This is a genomic window from Mesorhizobium cantuariense (assembly GCF_042647205.1).
GTDB lineage: Bacteria > Pseudomonadota > Alphaproteobacteria > Rhizobiales > Rhizobiaceae > Mesorhizobium > Mesorhizobium cantuariense.
This window is the reverse complement of the sequence record NZ_JBHRVD010000001.1, coordinates 2,539,332-2,556,497: the sequence shown is the minus strand read 5'-3', so window position 1 is coordinate 2,556,497 and position 17,166 is coordinate 2,539,332. Positions and strand designations below refer to the sequence as shown.

17 protein-coding genes are annotated in these 17,166 nt (G+C 62.6%); 8 read left to right on the top strand and 9 right to left on the bottom strand.

The window, feature by feature from the left end; genetic code table 11:
• Positions 1-234: 234 nt before the first annotated feature.
• Both ACFOJ9_RS11930 and ACFOJ9_RS11925 read right to left on the bottom strand, forming a co-directional pair.
• Positions 235-444, bottom strand: coding sequence for a cold-shock protein (locus tag ACFOJ9_RS11930; RefSeq protein WP_010915421.1), 210 nt, complete (start codon positions 442-444; stop codon positions 235-237).
• Between the two features lie 428 nt (positions 445-872).
• On the bottom strand, positions 873-1,526 hold the full coding sequence (locus ACFOJ9_RS11925; RefSeq protein WP_378979058.1) for a glutathione S-transferase family protein: 654 nt from the start codon (positions 1,524-1,526) through the stop codon (positions 873-875).
• A 189-nt stretch (positions 1,527-1,715) separates the two neighbouring features.
• Between ACFOJ9_RS11925 and ACFOJ9_RS11920 the strand changes: the two genes are divergently transcribed.
• Positions 1,716-1,904: a CsbD family protein gene (locus ACFOJ9_RS11920; protein ID WP_378979057.1), complete on the top strand. Its 189-nt coding sequence runs from the start codon at positions 1,716-1,718 to the stop codon at positions 1,902-1,904.
• 57 nt (positions 1,905-1,961) lie between these two features.
• On the opposite strand, the gene ACFOJ9_RS11915 is transcribed toward ACFOJ9_RS11920, so the two are convergent.
• The gene (locus ACFOJ9_RS11915) at positions 1,962-3,092 is read right to left on the bottom strand and encodes a metallophosphoesterase (protein WP_378979056.1); all 1,131 of its coding nucleotides are present in this window, start codon (positions 3,090-3,092) and stop codon (positions 1,962-1,964) included.
• Positions 3,093-3,217: 125 nt separating this feature from the next.
• Here ACFOJ9_RS11915 and ACFOJ9_RS11910 point away from each other — a divergent pair, with 125 nt between their 5' ends.
• Entirely contained in the window at positions 3,218-3,811 is a 594-nt protein-coding gene (locus ACFOJ9_RS11910; protein WP_378979055.1) for a hypothetical protein, read from the top strand.
• A 100-nt stretch (positions 3,812-3,911) separates the two neighbouring features.
• On the opposite strand, the gene ACFOJ9_RS11905 is transcribed toward ACFOJ9_RS11910, so the two are convergent.
• On the bottom strand, positions 3,912-4,592 hold the full coding sequence (locus ACFOJ9_RS11905; RefSeq protein ID WP_378979054.1) for a TetR/AcrR family transcriptional regulator: 681 nt from the start codon (positions 4,590-4,592) through the stop codon (positions 3,912-3,914).
• A gap of 94 nt (positions 4,593-4,686) precedes the next feature.
• On the opposite strand from ACFOJ9_RS11905, the gene ACFOJ9_RS11900 reads away from it, so the two are divergent.
• Positions 4,687-5,487 (top strand): NIPSNAP family protein, encoded by an 801-nt coding sequence (locus ACFOJ9_RS11900; protein WP_378979053.1) that lies wholly within the window; start codon positions 4,687-4,689, stop codon positions 5,485-5,487.
• Here ACFOJ9_RS11900 and ACFOJ9_RS11895 read toward each other — a convergent pair.
• Both ACFOJ9_RS11895 and choX read right to left on the bottom strand, forming a co-directional pair.
• Entirely contained in the window at positions 5,468-6,298 is an 831-nt protein-coding gene (locus ACFOJ9_RS11895; RefSeq protein ID WP_378979052.1) for an alpha/beta fold hydrolase, read from the bottom strand. The genes ACFOJ9_RS11900 and ACFOJ9_RS11895 overlap by 20 nt on opposite strands.
• Positions 6,295-7,233, bottom strand: a complete 939-nt coding sequence (gene choX, locus ACFOJ9_RS11890; protein WP_378979051.1) for a choline ABC transporter substrate-binding protein — start codon at positions 7,231-7,233, stop codon at positions 6,295-6,297. The genes ACFOJ9_RS11895 and choX overlap by 4 nt, the downstream gene beginning before the upstream one ends.
• Before the next feature lie 84 nt (positions 7,234-7,317).
• Between choX and betI the strand changes: the two genes are divergently transcribed.
• Both betI and ACFOJ9_RS11880 read left to right on the top strand, forming a co-directional pair.
• Complete coding sequence (betI, locus tag ACFOJ9_RS11885; protein ID WP_378979050.1) at positions 7,318-7,956, top strand: choline-binding transcriptional repressor BetI; 639 nt, start codon at positions 7,318-7,320, stop codon at positions 7,954-7,956.
• A gap of 122 nt (positions 7,957-8,078) precedes the next feature.
• Entirely contained in the window at positions 8,079-8,837 is a 759-nt protein-coding gene (locus ACFOJ9_RS11880; RefSeq protein WP_378979049.1) for an SDR family NAD(P)-dependent oxidoreductase, read from the top strand.
• A gap of 332 nt (positions 8,838-9,169) precedes the next feature.
• Here the strand turns inward: ACFOJ9_RS11880 and ACFOJ9_RS11875 are convergent, their stop codons facing one another.
• The gene (locus ACFOJ9_RS11875; RefSeq protein ID WP_056580349.1) at positions 9,170-10,252 is read right to left on the bottom strand and encodes a transposase; all 1,083 of its coding nucleotides are present in this window, start codon (positions 10,250-10,252) and stop codon (positions 9,170-9,172) included.
• Between the two features lie 177 nt (positions 10,253-10,429).
• On the opposite strand from ACFOJ9_RS11875, the gene fumC reads away from it, so the two are divergent.
• From fumC to ACFOJ9_RS11860, 3 genes are all read left to right on the top strand, one after another.
• Positions 10,430-11,827, top strand: coding sequence for a class II fumarate hydratase (gene fumC / locus ACFOJ9_RS11870; RefSeq protein ID WP_378979048.1), 1,398 nt, complete (start codon positions 10,430-10,432; stop codon positions 11,825-11,827).
• Positions 11,828-12,007: 180 nt separating this feature from the next.
• A complete protein-coding gene (locus tag ACFOJ9_RS11865) occupies positions 12,008-12,427 on the top strand; it encodes a DoxX family protein (RefSeq protein ID WP_378979047.1) in 420 nt (139 codons plus the stop codon).
• A 159-nt stretch (positions 12,428-12,586) separates the two neighbouring features.
• Positions 12,587-12,991, top strand: a complete 405-nt coding sequence (locus ACFOJ9_RS11860; RefSeq protein ID WP_378979046.1) for a DoxX family protein — start codon at positions 12,587-12,589, stop codon at positions 12,989-12,991.
• A 340-nt stretch (positions 12,992-13,331) separates the two neighbouring features.
• Here the strand turns inward: ACFOJ9_RS11860 and ppx are convergent, their stop codons facing one another.
• Both ppx and ACFOJ9_RS11850 read right to left on the bottom strand, forming a co-directional pair.
• Positions 13,332-14,867, bottom strand: coding sequence for an exopolyphosphatase (gene ppx, locus ACFOJ9_RS11855; protein ID WP_378979045.1), 1,536 nt, complete (start codon positions 14,865-14,867; stop codon positions 13,332-13,334).
• Positions 14,867-17,068, bottom strand: a complete 2,202-nt coding sequence (locus ACFOJ9_RS11850) for an RNA degradosome polyphosphate kinase (protein WP_378979044.1) — start codon at positions 17,066-17,068, stop codon at positions 14,867-14,869. Before ACFOJ9_RS11850 ends, ppx begins: the two co-directional genes overlap by 1 nt.
• Between the last annotated feature and the right edge of the window lie 98 nt (positions 17,069-17,166).

Below are 17,166 nucleotides of genomic sequence, written 5' to 3'. Positions count from 1 at the left end.
CGTCCAGGCCGGCGCGCAGCGCACTTTCGGCGGCAAGACGCGCAAAATGAAAAAGGCCAGGCACCGCCTGACCTTCCGTAAGAGAACGCCGTACATCCAGACGGATGCACAAGGCACGCTCCTCTCATGCGCATGACATGCCGTGGAAACTCAGGTCTCCGCGGCCATGCGCCCGAATTCGCCACTCACCGGTGCCAGTACATCCGTGGTCACCGGGAGAGCTGAATTCTTTTTTCAGGCCGCCTTCAACTGGTCGGCGGACATCTTGCCCGACTTGTTGTCGCGGACCATCTCGTAGCCGAGCTTCTGGCCCTCGACGATGTCGCGCATGCCGGCGCGCTCTACGGCCGAGATGTGGACAAAAACGTCGGCCGAGCCGTCGTCAGGCTGAATAAAACCAAAACCTTTGGTGGCGTTGAACCATTTAACTGTGCCGGTGCTCATGACGAACCCTTTCCATGGCAAATATTCGTTCGACGCCATGCGGATGCACAACGTCGTTTGTCCCGATTTTTGATGTGGGAAGTTCGTCAAAGGCGCGCTCGAAAGCGCGGATAACAAAAGTCAGTCAAACAAATATCGACGAAATGCTTGTAGGCTTCTTTTGGCGCGCTGTCAAATCTGCATCCCCCACACCTGCGGAATTCTCCCAAAACACCTGGCCAAAACACCTGGCATGACGGCAAACCGGACGCCAAACAGCGCGCTTCCGCCAGCTCGAAAAAAAATTCGCGGCAGCCGGGAACCATCTGCGCAGACGCGCATTTATTCCGTGTCATCAGCAGTTCATGAGAGCAATCGAAAGAAAGGTTGATGGCAAAGACGCCCCCCGCACGATAAAAGGTGCGAGGGGCGTTTTCGTTTGGATCCACCTATTCGTCCGGGCCGGGTTCCGGCCACGTCTCCCTGGCCGCTTCCGCATACCAATGGCGCATCGCCGGCGTCGATAACACGGCATCGACATAGGCGCGCGTATCTGGCGCAAGCGTGCCGCCATAGGTGTCGAAGCGGGTCACGACCGGCGCATACATGGCGTCGGCGGCGGTGAAATGGCCGAACAGGAAGGGGCCGCCCTTGCCGTATTTTTCCCGGCACTCGCGCCACAACGCCTCGATGCGCTCGCGCTGCGCCTCGCCTTCGGCGTCGAGCGGCTTTTGACCCTTCGGCCGGCGCAAATTCATCGGCCAGCCGTAGCGGACTTCGCGAAAACCGGAATGCATCTCGGTCGCGGCCGAGCGCGCCAGTGCGCGGGCATCGATGTCGGCCGGCCAGAGATTTTTGTCCGGAAACAGGTCCGCCAGATATTCAAGGATGGCAAGGGTTTCCCAGACGATTTTGCCATTGTGATTCAAGACGGGTACCTGGCCGGTCGGCGACACTTTCGCCAGATTGGCAAAGGTCTCGGGCGTGCGCAGCCGCACGAAACCCTCCTCGAACGGGATTTCCAGATGCCTCATCGCCACCCATGGCCGGAGCGACCATGAGGAGAAGCACTTGTTGCCGATGAAGAGTGTGAATTCAGCCATTTGTCTCCCCGCACGCACGATCACCCAAAATCCTTTGGTCGGCGCGTGTGCGCAGCCTAGCCCGCCAACCTTGCCGCGGGAGGCGGTTGCGCGACCTGATCTGCTGCCCGGGCGACGCCTGGAACCTAACCGACGCCGGCTCGTTAGCCTCCCGCGGATGAATTCCCCCGAATTCAAAACTCCCAGGAGATGCAAAAAATGGTGAACAAGGATCAGGTCGCGGGCGTGGCCAAGCAGGTCAAGGGCTCGGTCAAGGAAGCCGCCGGCAAGGCAACCGGCAACAGGCAGACCCAGGCTGAAGGCACGGCTGATAGGATCGCCGGCAAGGTGCAAAAGGCCTATGGCGACGTGAAAGACAAGGTCAAGAAGGCGCTCTGACCCGACATCGAGGAACGCTCTTTAATCGGGGAAAGGCGGTCGCGAGGGCCGCCTTTTTCATGTGCTCCAGCCTTTGCTGAAAGCATTGGTGAAGGCGACCTCGCCATGATCGCCGGTCGCCTCGCCCAGCACCACGTCCATGCCGTCGCTGGTCACCCTGGCGAGCGCGAAACCTCCCATATAGGCAGCCTTCGGCTTGAACAGGTCGAGCCCATCCCGGCGATAGATCAGCGGCGTTTCGTGCTGGTGGCCATGGAAAATGCCGACAACATTGTAGCCCTTCAGCGCCGCCAGCAGCGCCTGCCGATCGGCCTCGCCCCACCAGTGCGGTGCACCGGCACCGTCATCGTCGTAGTGCCTTTTGGCGGCATCCCAGCGTTCTATCGAGAAAATGTCCCAGCCATAGTGCTGGAACAGAATGACCGGACGACCGTCCGCCGCATAGGTCGCCAGATCCTGCTTCAGCCATGGCAGGCTGCTCTCGGCGCCGTGACCGGTGTCGCCGGCGAAACGATGCGTCTGGACGAGATGCAGGCCGCCCCAGTCCCAGGAATAGCAATCGGTGTCGATATCATAATCGGTCGCCGGCACCGGCGGCTTGAAGAAGACGCCGGCGCGATGGTTGACCTCGACATAGTCGCGCAGTTCGCGCCGGTACCAGTCAACATGGTGCGGTGGGCCGTTCTGGTCGAGATCATGATTGCCGAGCCCGACATAGACCGGCATGTGCACGCGATCCGGGCCGACGCCCTGCTGGTAGCGCTGGCTGAACTGGAGCAGCTGGGTGCCCTCGTTCGGCTGGGTGACCTGGCCGCCGCCGTCGTCGGTCATGTCACCGCCGACGACGAGGCCGAGCGGCGTGCCGATCCTGCCCGTCGAGCGCAGGCCGGTGGCGACGCCGTTGATCGCGGCCGGCCAGTCCTTGTCGCCGAGACCGTTCAGCGCTGCAACGTCGCGCAGCAGCGCGGCGTCGGTCTTGCCTTCCTGCAGGCAGTTGGGGCTCAAGCCGCTCGCCATGCGGCAGGCATGGACATCGGCGATAAACAGGAATGTGGCATCGATGGACTGGACGCGTTGGCCGGTCTGGCTGAAGGCGGGGCGCGACAATGCGCCGGCCGCGGCAAATCCTGCAGCCTGTACCAGAAGGCTGCGTCGAGAAAACAATCCAGTCGAACGGCGATTCATCATGCGCTGAATTTCAGCATGGAGAGCGGCCGGCCGTCCAGCGCCTCTCCACGCCGCCATCCATCGACATGGTGCCACGGGTCTGGCATGTCTTTACCCTTCAACTTGTGCGAGCAGAGGAGGACGACATGAAAGCTGCACCTATCTTCATGATATTGGCCGCGTTGCTGCCCGCGAGCACCGCGCATGCCGCCGGTTGCGTCGATGCGAAGTCCGCCAAGAATGGTTTCGTTCTGGCGAGGCCCGGCATCCAAAGCAAGTTTCGGCCCGTGGCGGGCGGAATGATGTCGGTCGCCAACACCTACGAGTCGCAATCGCCCCAGACCCAATACCTGTTCGCCGGCCTGATCGAGGTGTTTCGCGACAGCGACACTGGTCGGCAGGCGATGATCCCGTTTTCCGATCTGCGAAAACTGTTCCCGCTGAAGGCAGGGGCAAAGGGCACGATAGAGTTCGTCGAGCTGTCGCCGAACAAGCAGCCGAAGAGCACCAAGACGTTGAGCCTTGTCGTCAAGGGCAAGGAGACCTTCAGCCTGGGCGACTGCAAATACAATGTTCTGGCGGTCAAGGAGACCTTCAAGAACGGCGCCGGCGAGACGCTGGATACATTCACCGCCCTCTATGCCCCCGATCTGCAAGCCGCGCTTGCGCGGCGCTATGATGAAGGCACCAGCTCGGAATCGGTCAATGGCTACGAGACAATCAAGCCGCTGGCGGAGTAGCTAGAGCCGGGGCGTTCCCCACTTCTTCGGGCATCCGCCAAGAACGTAGCGCCGCAAAGTTGACGGCTGCGTCGAGATCCTTTCCCCCTGTCGTCCGACATCAAAGGGTTCTCGGCCGTTGCAGCACCCTGCGACGTCGCCTGCTTGCCACTCCGCTCTGTGATTGCGAGGCCTCGATCTTCTCTAGGCCCGCCAGACAATCCCGCAGCACGCTCGCATCCTGCGCCGTCTTGGCCATCGACATCGCCCCGGAATAGGCTGCGACCGCCAGCGTGGCAAAGCGTTCGGGATCCGTGCCCTCGTCCCTGCCCGCCTGCTGGTCGGCTCGCATCTTGTCGGAAATCGCCTGCCGCCACCCGGCAAAAATACCGGCAAGGGCAAGGCGGAAATCCGGATCGGCGAGCGACAGTTCGTGCGCCAGATTGTTGAGCGGGCAGCCGCGCACGAAACCCTGCTGCTCCAGTTCCGCCGCCACGGCCTCGAACACCGCGCGCACGCCTTCGCGTGCAGTGCTCGCCGCCAGCACCGGTGCGATCCATGTCTCTTCGACCGCTGCAGCCACACGCTCGTCGATCACCGCCAGCGCCAGCGCCTTCTTGGTCGGGAAATGGTGATGCAGCGCGCCGCCGCTGACGCCCGCCGCCGCCATCAGGTCGCCGATGCTGGAGGCGTGATAGCCGCGCGCCTGGAACGCAACCTCGGCGACATCGAGCACTTTTTTGCGCATGCCTTCAGGGTCGTTGATGCGTTTGCGTGAGCGCAGTTTTGGTCGAACGGTCATCTCTGCTGACATTGCCGGACTTTAGCATATTGACAAAACAGGACAACCGATCTGTTTATAAACAGGATGAATGCCCTGTTTTTAGGAGAGACAGATGAACATGCCCCTGAATGCCACGCTGAAATCCGCCGTGCGCGCCTCGCCGGTCGTCGAGCTGCGGCAATACACACTGAAGCCCGGCCAGCGCGACACGCTCATCGACATCTTCGACGGCAAACTGATCGAGGGCCAGGAGGACGCCGGAATGACCATCATCGGCCAGTTCCGGGATCTCGATCGGCCGGACATGTTCGTCTGGATGCGCGGCTTCGATGGCATGGTCGCGCGGAAAAATGCTCTCGCCGATTTCTATGGCGGGCCGGTCTGGGCGGCGCACAGCCATGCGGCCAACGCAACGATGATCGATTCCGACGACGTGCTGCTGCTCAAGCCGGCGTGGCCGGGTGCAGGCTTCGACCTCACGGGCGCGCGGCGGCCAAGCCTGGCCACCGACGGAAAGCCCCTTCAAAACAAGCCGCTGACTGGCATCGTTGTCATCGAGATTCATCATTTGCAGCCCGGCACGGAGGCAGATTTCGCCAATCGCTTCGAGACTGAGACGGTGCCGCTGATGACGGCACAAGGCGCACGCCTGCTCGCGGCTTTCGCTACGGAGCATGCCGAAAACAGTTTTCCGCGCCTGCCGGTACGGGCTGATGAAAACGTCTTCATGTCCGTCACCGGCTTCGACAGCGCCGAGGCGCATGCCCGCCACAAAGCCGCCCTCGCCGTCTCGCCGGCATGGCGGGATTTTTGGCAGGCCGCGCAGCCTGGCCTGACCAAACCAACTGAGACTTTGCGGCTGTCGCCCACTTCGCAATCGCTGGTCGGGCGCGTTAGACTTCAAATGCCTTGATGATGGCTTTTGCAACAAGGGCCGGATCTTCCCAATGCGGGTTGTGGCCACAGGTCTCGGCGCAAACGAAGACGGCTTCGGGAAGGGCGGACTGCAACGCCTGCTGGTGCGCCGCGCCGAACAGCGGGTCGCACGCGCCGGCGATGATCAGAGTCCGGGCTTGCACGGCTCGCGCCGCATCAGTCAGATCGGCGCGGCGGATTTCCTCCAGGATCGCGCGCCAGCGTGGCGCCGGCATCGCCGAGGCGTCTTTCGCCAGGCCGGCGAGAAAGGCTGGGGGCACGCCGGGCCGACAGGCATGCCACCAGGCGTAGAATGGATCGGCCGGCGAGATCGGGTCGCGCAGCGCCTGAACGCCCGCGATCAGCGGATGATCCGGCGCGAAATCGGGCTTCAACGTGCCGGCCAGGACCACCAGGCCGCCGATGAGTTCCTTGTGTCGCCCAGCCAATGCGATCGCCACCATGGCGCCCAGCGAATGGCCGACGACAACCGGCCGGTCGAGCCGCAAGCGTCGGATCAGCTCGGCAATGTCGTCGGCGAAATCGGCGATGCCGCAGCCCTTGCCGGCTTGCGAGCCGCCATGGCCGCGCAGATCCGGCATGATCAGCCGGCGGCCGGCCAGATGCGGCGCTAGCAGCGAGAAACTGCGGCTGGTGTCGGTGAAGCCGTGCACCAACAGCAACGCCGGCTCGGCGCCTGATATCTCGACATAGGCAATGTCGAGATCGCCGGCAGCGACGAATTGCTTGCGGCCGGCCCAGGTGTCCTGTTCCGCGCAGGCATTCGGCCCGGCATCCAGGGGTCTCACAGGCCGAGCTTTTCCTTGACGGCGGCGAGGCCGGGTTGGCCGTCGAATGTGGTGACGCCGGCGAGCCAGGCGTCGAGGCGGTTCTTGTTAAGCGTGATTGCCTTCAGCGCCCCGTCCTCCGGCTTCATGCCGTCATTGATCAGATAGCCCATGCCGACATTCTCGAAATCGATGTCGAAGGCGAGATTCCTGAGGAACTGCGCGACGTTCGGGCATTGCTCGAGATAACCCTTGCGCACCTGCGTCGTCACCGTCGCGGCGCCGAAGTTCGGGCCGAAGAACTTGTCGCCGCCGGTCAGGTATTTGAAGTCGTACATCGTGTTCATCGGATGCGGCGCCCAGCCCTGGAAGACGATGAACTGCTTTTCCTTGATCTCGTAGCCGACCTCGGACAGCATGCCGGCTTCGCTGGACTCGACTACTTGCCAGCCGTCCAGGCCAAAGGTGGGATCGGCGATGGCGTCCATCATCAACTGGTTGGAGCCGGGCTCGATGCCGTACATTTTCTTGCCGAACTTGTCAGCGAACTTGTGCAGGTCGGAGATGTCCTTGACGCCGGCCTCCCAGACATAGGTCGGCACGGCGAATGTGTATTTGGCGCCTTCGAGATTGACGCGCACATTCTCGATCGAGCCGTCCTTCTTGTAAGGCTCGTAATAGGTGACCATCGCCGGATCCCAGTAGCCCAGGAACAGGTCGAGATCCCTGTTCTTCATGCCTTCGTAGATGACGTTGATGCCAAGCACCTGGCTTTGCGGCTGATAACCGAGCGCCTCCAACAGGACATTGGCGACCCCCGTGGTGAAGGCAAGGTCGTTCCAGCCGGGTTCAGCCATGCGGACCGTGCTGCACTGTTCGACCTCGGCCGCCTGGACCGCATGAGAAGCCAAAACCAGGGCGGCAAGACAGACACCATTTGCAAGGATGCGGAACATTTCGGTTCTCCCTCATTGTCGCTAAATTGACCAACTGGTCTTTTTATTGTCCTATGGGTCAACTCTTGATCTGAGCGGACGAAAATGTCAACGTGGATTCGCAATGCATGGACTAATCCCGTGAAACTCAAGCGCCTCAGTGAGATACGCCGCAAGGAGTTGCGGCAGGCTGCCTTCGCGGTGCTGGAGCGCGAAGGCATTGCCGGCGCGACACTGGAAAAGGTGGCAGCCCATGCCGGCGCCTCCAAGGGCATCGTGCTGCACTATTTCCGCAACAAGCAGGAATTGTTCGAGCACGCGATGCGCGAGGCCAATGCCGTCCTGTGCCAGGCGGTGATCGCGCGGCTTCGCCGGGCGCATACCCCCATGGAGCGCATGGATGCGGTGATCGAGGGCAATTTCGAGGAGCATCTGTTCCAGCCGCCTCTCTGCCATGCCTGGCTGTCGCTCTGCGCCGAGGTGCCGCGCGACGAGAAGATGGCCCGTATCCAGAGGGTGATCCATGCGCGCATGCGCTCGAACCTGTTGTCGGGCCTGCGTGGCCTCGCCTCGCCGGCGGATGCCGACGACATCGCGCTTGGCGTCACCGCGCTGATCGACGGGCTTTGGCTGCGGCTTGGCCTGCAGCCGGGCAGCGTCTCGCGCGAACAGGCGGTCCGCCAGGTCAAGAATTATGTCGCGGGCCGATTGGCCCTGCGGGAGCTTGCGACCGCCGGCGCGTAAACCGGCCTCGGCTGGCCTGCGCCGGCAGCGGTCGAAGTTCATACCGGGGGATAGGCCGACGGCTTGACCGCGGCCGCCAATGTACGGTGCTCTCGAAGCGGCAAAGATACTCGGAGCGCCGAATGAGACTTCACAACAAGCGCGCGCTGGTCACCGGCGGGTCGGACGGTATCGGCCTGGCGATCGCCGAGGCCTTTTTGCGCGAGGGTGCGGACGTCCTGATCGTCGGCCGCGACACCAAGAAGCTCGACGCCGCCCGCAAGCAACTCGGCGGCAATGTCGAGACGCTGTCGGCCGATCTCGCCACATCGGCCGGCATCGCAGCCGTCGTCGAGCATAAGAAAAAATCCGCCGGGCCGCTCGATATCCTCGTCAACAATGCCGGGGTGGCTTTCCTGGTGCCGTTCGAGACCGTCAGCGAGGCGCAGTTCCAGCAATCCTTCGCGCTCAATGTGACGGCGGTGTTTTTCCTCACCCAGGGCCTGCTGCCGCATCTCGCGGCCGGCGCATCGGTGATCAACATCTCGTCCTATTTCGCCAACAAGATGATCCCGAAGCGGCCGTCGAGCCTCTATTCGCTGTCGAAGGGCGCGTTGAACTCGCTGACCAAATCGCAGGCCTTCGAACTCGGCCCGCGCGGCATTCGCGTCAACGCCATCGCGCCCGGCACGGTGGACACAGCCATGCGGCGCAAGACCGTCGACAATTTGCCGGCCGAGGCGAAGGCGGAACTGAAGGCCTATGTCGAGCGCAGCTATCCACTCGGCAGAATCGGCCGCCCCGAAGATCTGGCCGGCATCGCGGTCTATCTGGCCAGCGACGAGGCCGCCTGGACCAGCGGTGGCATCTTCTCCGTCGACGGTGGCTACACGGCGGGGTAAGCTAGTTTCCCCCTTGAGGGGGAGATGGCCGGCAGGCCAGAGGGGGTCGCTTCGCGTGGAGCGCCAGCCTCTTCCGGCGGCGATAGGAGGTCGCGCCCGGTCGAACCGACCCCCTCTGTCGCCTTCGGCGACATCTCCCCCTCAAGGGCATATGCGCTAAGATAGCTTCGGCATGGACTGAAATTTGCGCTTTCGTGGTGGCTCACGCCATCGATGTCGCAAGGCATGGAGATTTTGGCGCAGGGCTGCCAAGGGAGGTTGAGCAAAGATCGCTGCGATCAGAGAGGCGACGATCTGGCGGGTGGCGCGCCACAGCAGCGGGCGCCCGTCGCTCAAGGGGGAGAGACACCCAACTCCTGCGAAAGGGGTTCGGTCACAAGCGCGATGAGGAAGTGGGCAAGAATCCAAGGCTTTGCGATCCTTGGGTCTTTGGCTGGAGGCGCGCGCAGTCCGATCAGGCTCTTCAGACGCTTGAAGGCGAGCTCGATGCGCCAGCGCATGCGATAGAGCTTGAGAACTGTGCCGGAGGGAAACTCCTCCTGGTCAAGCGAGGTCACAAGGATGACAAAGCCGGCGGCAATCAGCGTCTCCGGTTGAACCTGCTTGCCCTTGGCCTTGGCTTCCTTGTTGATTTTGCGCCGCGCTTCTTGTGTCGCAGCCTCGGATTTGCGCAAGGCGATCAGGCGCATCTTCAGGGGCTCGCCCTTCTTGAGGCCCAGCCAGACAGGCGTTTCGATGACCTCCTCCCGGCAGCTCTTCAGGTGGCCGATGAGATCGAACGCCTTGCCGTTGGCGTCGAGCCATCGCACATTCTTCCACGGCGCGCGCACGACAACGTCGCCGTCTTGCGCCATGACCTTTGCGATCCGCTCGGCCTGCAGATAGGCGCGGTCGCCGATGCGGATCTCGCCCGGCACCACCGGCACGCGGTCGATCAGCTCGGCCTCGCTCTGGTCGGTGATCTCGAGGAAATCGAACTGCTCGCGCTCAAGATCGAAGGCGCAGTGCATACGCCAAAGGCCATTGTTCTTCTTCTCATGCACACCCGCCTTGGCAACCGATGTCGCATCGAGGATGCGGATCAGCCGGCCCTTAGGCAAGCCTTCCTCCTCGCGCTTCAAAAGGTGCCCGATCAACTGCTGCAGCCACGGCCCTGCATTGCGCAGCCGGCCGAGCAACGCCACGTCCGAGATGTCGGCGATCCCGCTTGCCGCCGCCCAGGCCACGACGCCCCGCATGCCCACCTTGCCAAGGCAGTAAGCCAGTGTCAGGCGCAACAGATCAGTAGCCGACCTGACGCCCCGCGGCCGCAGAAACGCCTTCGTCTCGCGGGCACTCCCTGCAATCAACTCTTCACCGCCGAGGAGCTCAATCGTCTCGGCCCAGCCGTCATCTACAAGCGATTCGTGAGTCATCGCAGCGTAGAATCACAACCGATTCCCCACTGCAACACCTATCTTAGCGCATATGCCCTCAAGGGGGGAGATCAACCAGTGCCTTCAACCGATTTGCATCAATCCCGCCCGCAATCTCCGCTTGAAGCCGTTTGTGCAACGCGATACGCCGTTGCCGACTTCGACAAGGAGAGATCTGTGAGCACGCCAAAGACCAGAACCGAAACCGACACGTTCGGCCCGATCGAAGTCGCCGCCGATCGCTATTGGGGCGCGCAGGCGCAGCGTTCGCTCGGCAATTTCAAGATCGGCTGGGAAAAGCAGCCGGCGTCGATCGTGCGCGCGCTGGGTATCGTCAAGCGGGCGGCAGCCGAAGCCAATATGGACCTTCAGCGGCTCGACCCGGCGATCGGCAAGACGATTGTCGAAGCGGCGCAAGAGGTCATCGACGGCAAGCTCAACGAGCATTTCCCGCTGGTGGTCTGGCAGACCGGTTCGGGCACGCAGTCCAACATGAACGCCAATGAGGTGATCTCCAACCGAGCGATCGAGATGCTGGGCGGCGTCATGGGTTCCAAGAAGCCGGTGCATCCCAACGACCACGTCAATATGAGCCAGTCGTCGAACGACACCTATCCGACGGCCATGCACATCGCCTGCGCCGAGCGCATCGTGCACGACCTGTTGCCGGCACTGAAACATCTGCACAAGGCACTTGAAGCCAAGACCAAGGCCTTTGCGCACATCATCAAGATCGGCCGCACGCACACGCAGGATGCCACTCCCCTTACGCTTGGCCAGGAATTTTCGGGCTATGCCGCACAGGTCGCCTCGTCGATCAAGCGCATCGAGCTGACGTTGCCGGGCCTGCAGGAACTGGCGCAGGGCGGCACCGCCGTCGGCACCGGCCTCAACGCGCCCGTCGGCTTTGCCGAACGGGTAGCGGATCGTATCGCTGCCATCACCGGCATCGCCTTCGTCACCGCGCCGAACAAGTTCGAGGCGCTGGCAGCCCATGATTCCATGGTGTTTTCGCACGGCGCCATCAACGCGGCGGCCGCGGCGCTGTTCAAGATCGCCAACGATATCCGCTTCCTCGGTTCCGGCCCGCGTTCGGGCCTCGGCGAACTGTCGCTGCCGGAGAACGAGCCGGGCTCATCGATCATGCCGGGCAAGGTCAATCCGACCCAGTGCGAGGCGATGACGCAGGTCTGCGTGCAGGTGTTCGGCAACAATGCGGCCCTCACCTTCGCCGGCAGCCAGGGTCATTTCGAGCTCAACGTCTACAACCCGCTGATGGCCTACAACTTCCTGCAGTCGGTGCAGCTGCTCGCCGACGCCTCGGTCTCCTTCACCGACAATTGCGTCGTCGGCATCGAAGCGCGGGAAGACAACATCAAGGCGGCACTCGACCGCTCGCTGATGCTGGTGACGGCGCTGGCGCCGACCATAGGCTACGACAATGCCGCCAAGATCGCCAAGACCGCGCACAAGAAGGGCACCACGCTGCGCGAGGAAGCGCTCGCCACCGGGCTGGTCAGCGAGGCCGATTATGATCGCTTGGTGCGGCCGGAGGATATGACGCATCCGGGGTAGGACATTTGGCGACGGGAAAATTTACTCCCGTCGCAACCCGACCCGACGTGAATTTTGCGCAGGCCGCCCGATCACGGAAATGTAAGCGCTGTGAACAATGTGTCGCCAGTCTGGCGGCTTTGGTGAACAGTCGGCTTGCTCTATCTCACCGGTATCAACCCCTCCCGGAGAGAGAAAACCATGTCCATAAACACTTCAGTCGCCGGTTCCGGCGCTTCCAATGCCTCGACCACCATCCTCCTCGGTCGCGTCCTGCTTGCGGTCATCTTCCTGCTTTCAGGTTTCGGCAAGCTCACCGCCATCGCCGGCACAGCCGGCTATTTCGGCAGCCTCGGCCTGCCCTTGCCGACCGTAACGGCCATTGTCGTCGGCTTGATCGAGCTTCTCGGTGGTCTCGCCATCCTCGTCGGCTTCCAGACCCGGGCCGTGGCCTGGGTGCTCGCGATCTTCACGGTCGCTACCGGCTTGGTCGCCCACACCGGTTGGGCCGACCAGATGCAGATGATCCAGTTTCTCAAGAACCTCGCCATCGCTGGCGGCTTCCTCCTGCTGGCTTCCTCGGGCGCCGGCTCCTATTCGGTCGACGCCAAGCGCGGCTGAGCCAAGCCTGACCACAGCTGAACAAAAAAAGCGGCGCGGAATTTTCCGCGCCGCTTTTTCGTTGTCGGTGTATGCCCGCCGATCTGCCGGCCGCAATTTCTGCTAGGATCAGGAGCATCGGGACGAGGCCAACCGGCGGCCGACAACGGAGGTGAACGCATGCCCCGCAACGCGCTGCTTCTGCTTTCCCGGCTGCTGCTCGCCGCCCTGTTCGTGCCCTCCGGTTTCCAGGCGTTGAGCGATATTGCCGCCACGACAGGCTATTTCGCCGGCCTCGGCCTGCCGCTGCCGACGCTTGCCGCCTGGGGCACGGGACTGTTCGAACTGATCGCCGGGCTGTTCATCCTGGTCGGTTTCCAGACCCGGATCACGGCGCTGCTGCTCGCCGCCTTCTGCATTGCCGCAGGTTTCATCGGCCATTACGGCCAGGGCGGCGGCGACGCGACGCTCGCCTTCATGCACCAGCAGATGCTGATGAAGGACATCGCCATATCAGGCGGCTTCCTGGCACTGGCGATGGCCGGCGCCGGCGCATGGTCGGCGGATGAGCGCGGCGCGGTTTAATATCGTCTTAAATCCAAGGGCAGGCCCGGAACCAACCAGGCATATTGCCCCGGGTTGAACTCTCGACGCCCGAGACAGGTCGACCCCCACTCCGTCTCGGCTTCGCCGAGCCACCTCTCCCCCGATCGACGGGGTAGAGGAAGGGCACGAACTTATTCTAACCAACGCTCCCCACGCTAGGCTCCCTTCCTCTCCCTCCGGAGGGGGGAGAGGTGGCGCTGCGAAGCAGCGACGGAGTGGGGGAAGCCGGTCTTCAAACGCGAAGCCGCTGACAAGTGGCGCGATTGAGTTGACCTAATATCCGCGTGGGTCAGATAAATCACGCTCTGGTAGGCCGTGTTCATTTCACCGACACACTCGGCCCACCCTCGACGGCCAGCACCAGCCGGCGGTTGCTGATCCTTGCCAACTGCGCCAGGCGTCCTGCCGGCCGTTCGCCATAGAGATCGGCCAGCGACGCGGGCAGCACCAACGCCAGTACGCCGTTGGTGCGCTGTTCCCATTTCAGCCTTGGCATGATGCCAGGCATCGACGCCGTCAGCAGGTAGACGACGCGCATCATCGCGGCCAGCACTCGTGCCCGCTCCAGATAACGCGGCGGCGCCAGCGCCTTGATTTCGGGGGCGATGGCTTCGTTGAAGATGCCGTCGTGACGATAGGCGTTGGCCATCGCCAGGAAGGCACGGCCGGGGTGGTCGACGCCGAAGAAGGACGCGTGCGCGATGATGTTGAGCGACTGCTTGCCGCGATATTCGGGATGCGCGCGCCAGCCGATGTCGGCCAGCAATGCGGCTGCATGGCGGTAGCGCGCCTCGTCCTCGGTCTCGTCGATGCCGAAAGCGGCAAAAGTCCTGGCGGTCCAGTCGACAAGTTCATGCGCATGGGTGACGGAGCGTGAGCGCAGGCGGGCGAGTTCCTCCGAGGCCGAGATCAAGGGATCGGCCTTCTGCTCGGCAGCGTCGAGCAGCGAATAGAGAAAGCCTTCGCGCACACCGAGCGCCGAGACGATGATCTTCGACGGCTGCATCGCCGCCATGATCTCCTGCAGCACGATGGCGCCATAAGGCAGCAGCGAACGGCGGTTCTTCGAAACGCCTTCGATCCCCTTGACCTTCTCGATCTCGGCCTTCGCCACCTGCTTGAGAAAGTTCGTCGCGCTTTCGGCTGATATCTCGTAATGGTGCATGACGCCGAGCGGATAGTTGGTCATCTCCATGTGCAGCCGGGCGAGATTTCGCCAGGTGCCGCCGACGGCGTAAAAGGGCCTGCCCTGCCCGCCTTTCAACAGCTTCGCCTTTGCCAGTTCGTCACGGGTGATCTTCGCCGCCTGGGTCAGCGAGTTTTTCGCCATGTCCTGCAGGCGCAGGCCACCCAGCGGCAGCGTTATGCCGTCACCGATCGCTTCGCCGCTGACGTCGACCAGTTCGAGACTGCCGCCGCCCAGATCGCCGGCGATGCCATCGGCCGGGTGGAAGCCGGAAATGACGCCGAGCGCCGAATAATAGGCTTCCTGACGGCCGCTGATCACACGGATCTCGGTCTTCAGCACATCCTCGGCACGGCGAATGAAATCGGGACCGTTGACCGCCTCGCGGGCGGCGGCGGTGGCCAGCACATACATATGCTCGGCACCGGCCTGGTCGGAGAGCGCGCGAAAGCGGCGGAACTCTTCCATCGAGCGCGTCACCGCTTCCGGGTCGAGCTTGCCGGTCGAGACGATGCCACGGCCGAGACCGGCCAGCATCTTTTCGTTGAACAGCATGGTCGGCGAGCGCGCCAGTCCCTCATAGACGACGAGACGGATCGAATTCGATCCGATGTCGATGATGGACAGCGGTCGGCGGTCCTGCAACCGGCCCTGGGAATCAGACAGCATCAGCCGGACGCTGCGGCGTTCTTCTTGCGGCGCTTGAACTGCGCAATGCGCTTGGGCGCATGCGACTTCAGCGCGTCACCCCGTCCCGACAGGCTCGGATTGGTCATGAAATATTCCTGCGCGTTGAACGGTTCCTCGCCCTCCTCCAGCACCACGCGCCGGGAGGTCCCGTCAGCCAATACGTCGAAACTTTGCTGATTGTCCATGATGTTGCCCAGCATGATCTGGCCAAGGATCTGTTCATGCACAGTTGGATTGGTGATCGGCACCATGGTCTCGACGCGGCGGTCGAGATTGCGCGGCATGAGATCGGCCGAAGAAATGTAGACGATGGCCTCGTCCGACGGCAGGCCGTGACCGTTGCCGAAACAATAGATGCGGCTGTGCTCGAGAAAGCGGCCGACGATCGATTTTACACGGATGTTTTCCGACAGGCCCGGAACCTGCGGCCTCAGGCAGCAGATGCCGCGCACGACGAGGTCGATCTCGACGCCGGCTCGGCCGGCGTCATAAAGCGCGTCGATGATGATCGGATCGACGAGCGCGTTCATCTTCATCCAGATACGCGCCGGTTTCCCCTGCACGGCATGGGCAATCTCATCGGCAATGTGCTTCAAGATACGGTTTCTCAGCGTGAACGGCGAGATTGCCAACCGCATTTCGTCGGTCGGTTCGGCATAGCCCGTGATGAAATTGAAGAGCTGGGCGACGTCGCGGGCGATCGTCGGATCAGTGGTGAAGAAGGACAGGTCGGTGTAGATGCGCGCGGTGACCGGATGGTAGTTGCCGGTGCCAAGATGCACATAGTTGCGCAGCTTGCCGTCCTCGCGCCGCACCACCAGCGACATTTTCGAATGGGTTTTCAATTCGAGGAAGCCGAACACGACCTGCACGCCGGCACGCTCCAGATCGCGCGCCCAGCGGATGTTGGCTTCCTCGTCGAAGCGCGCCTTGAGCTCGACCAGCGCGGTGACCGACTTGCCGGCCTCGGCCGCGTCGACGAGCGCGCGCACGATCGGGCTGTCATTGGAGGTGCGGTAAAGCGTCTGCTTGATCGCCACCACTTCGGGGTCGGCCATCGCCTGGCGCAGGAACTGAACCACCACATCGAAGGATTCGTAGGGGTGATGGACGACGATGTCCTTCTCGCGGATGGCGGCGAAACAGTCGCCGCCATGTTCGCGGATGCGCTCGGGAAAGCGCGGATTGTAGGGCGTGAATTTCAGATCGTCGCGGGGGACGGCGACGATTTCGGAAATCTGGCTGAGCGCCAGCGGCCCGGTGAGCACGCTGATGCGGCTCGACGAGATACCGAGTTCGCCGGCGACGAAGTCGCGCAGTTCGCCAGGCATCAGTCTGTCGAATTCGATGCGGATCACCGACCCGCGGCGCCGCCGCTTCAGCGCCGTTTCGAACAGGCGCACCAGATCCTCGGACTCCTCCTCGACCTCGATATCGCTGTCACGAATGATGCGGAACGTACCTGATCCCTTGACCTCGTAGCCGGGGAAGAGCTTGCCGATGTAAAGGCCGACCGCCTCTTCCAGCGGAATGAAGCGGACATGATGCTTGCGGTCCGGCAGACGGATGAAGCGCTTCAGCGCCACCGGCAGGCGCAGCAGCGCGCTCATCTCTTCGCCGTTCTTGCGATGGCGCAATTGCAGCGCCATCGAGAAACCGAGATTGGGAATGAACGGGAACGGATGCGCCGGGTCGATCGACAGCGGCGTGAGCACCGGGAACACCTGCTCCTGGAAATGGTCTTCCAGCCAGATCTTCTCGTCCTTGGTCAACACGTCGCGGGTGATGGTCTCGATGCCTTCCTTGTTGAGCAGCACGGTCAGCGCCGAAAGGCTCTTCTGCTGGTCTTCCTGCAGCCGCTCGACCTCGCGCAGCAGCTGTTCGAGCTGCTGTTCGGGGGTGCGCCCGTCAGGGCTCTTCAACGTGATGCCCTCGCGCACCTGGCCGGCAAGACCGGCGACGCGGACCATGAAGAATTCGTCGAGATTGGCGGCCGAGATCGACAGGAAGCGGACGCGCTCCAACAGCGGATGATTGAGGTTCAGCGATTCTTCGAGAACGCGCCGGTTGAACTGCAGCCAGGAAAACTCTCGGTTGACAAAGCGATCGGGGTTGCCGCCTTCCGGACGGGCCACCTCGACGTTCACGAATTCGCTCTGCACCGGCTTCAGTTCGTTCATGGTTCCTGCTCTTCCCACCCGCTCAAGCCGGTTAACCGGCTTAACTTATCCTCTGACAGGCTTTTGCGACAGTTTCATTTCATCGATCTTGCAAAGAG

Excerpts from the sequence above, each read along its gene's own strand:
- ACFOJ9_RS11930 (WP_010915421.1), bottom strand. The coding sequence starts at position 444 with ATGAGCACCGGCACAGTTAAATGGTTCAACGCCACCAAAGGTTTTGGT.
- ACFOJ9_RS11925 (WP_378979058.1), bottom strand. The coding sequence starts at position 1,526 with ATGGCTGAATTCACACTCTTCATCGGCAACAAGTGCTTCTCCTCATGG.
- ACFOJ9_RS11920 (WP_378979057.1), top strand. The coding sequence starts at position 1,716 with ATGCAAAAAATGGTGAACAAGGATCAGGTCGCGGGCGTGGCCAAGCAG.
- ACFOJ9_RS11915 (WP_378979056.1), bottom strand. The coding sequence starts at position 3,092 with ATGATGAATCGCCGTTCGACTGGATTGTTTTCTCGACGCAGCCTTCTG.
- ACFOJ9_RS11910 (WP_378979055.1), top strand. The coding sequence starts at position 3,218 with ATGAAAGCTGCACCTATCTTCATGATATTGGCCGCGTTGCTGCCCGCG.
- ACFOJ9_RS11905 (WP_378979054.1), bottom strand. The coding sequence starts at position 4,592 with ATGACCGTTCGACCAAAACTGCGCTCACGCAAACGCATCAACGACCCT.
- ACFOJ9_RS11900 (WP_378979053.1), top strand. The coding sequence starts at position 4,687 with ATGAACATGCCCCTGAATGCCACGCTGAAATCCGCCGTGCGCGCCTCG.
- choX (WP_378979051.1), bottom strand. The coding sequence starts at position 7,233 with ATGTTCCGCATCCTTGCAAATGGTGTCTGTCTTGCCGCCCTGGTTTTG.
- betI (WP_378979050.1), top strand. The coding sequence starts at position 7,318 with ATGTCAACGTGGATTCGCAATGCATGGACTAATCCCGTGAAACTCAAG.
- ACFOJ9_RS11880 (WP_378979049.1), top strand. The coding sequence starts at position 8,079 with ATGAGACTTCACAACAAGCGCGCGCTGGTCACCGGCGGGTCGGACGGT.
- ACFOJ9_RS11875 (WP_056580349.1), bottom strand. The coding sequence starts at position 10,252 with ATGACTCACGAATCGCTTGTAGATGACGGCTGGGCCGAGACGATTGAG.
- ACFOJ9_RS11865 (WP_378979047.1), top strand. The coding sequence starts at position 12,008 with ATGTCCATAAACACTTCAGTCGCCGGTTCCGGCGCTTCCAATGCCTCG.
- ACFOJ9_RS11860 (WP_378979046.1), top strand. The coding sequence starts at position 12,587 with ATGCCCCGCAACGCGCTGCTTCTGCTTTCCCGGCTGCTGCTCGCCGCC.
- ppx (WP_378979045.1), bottom strand. The coding sequence starts at position 14,867 with ATGCTGTCTGATTCCCAGGGCCGGTTGCAGGACCGCCGACCGCTGTCC.
- ACFOJ9_RS11850 (WP_378979044.1), bottom strand. The coding sequence starts at position 17,068 with ATGAACGAACTGAAGCCGGTGCAGAGCGAATTCGTGAACGTCGAGGTG.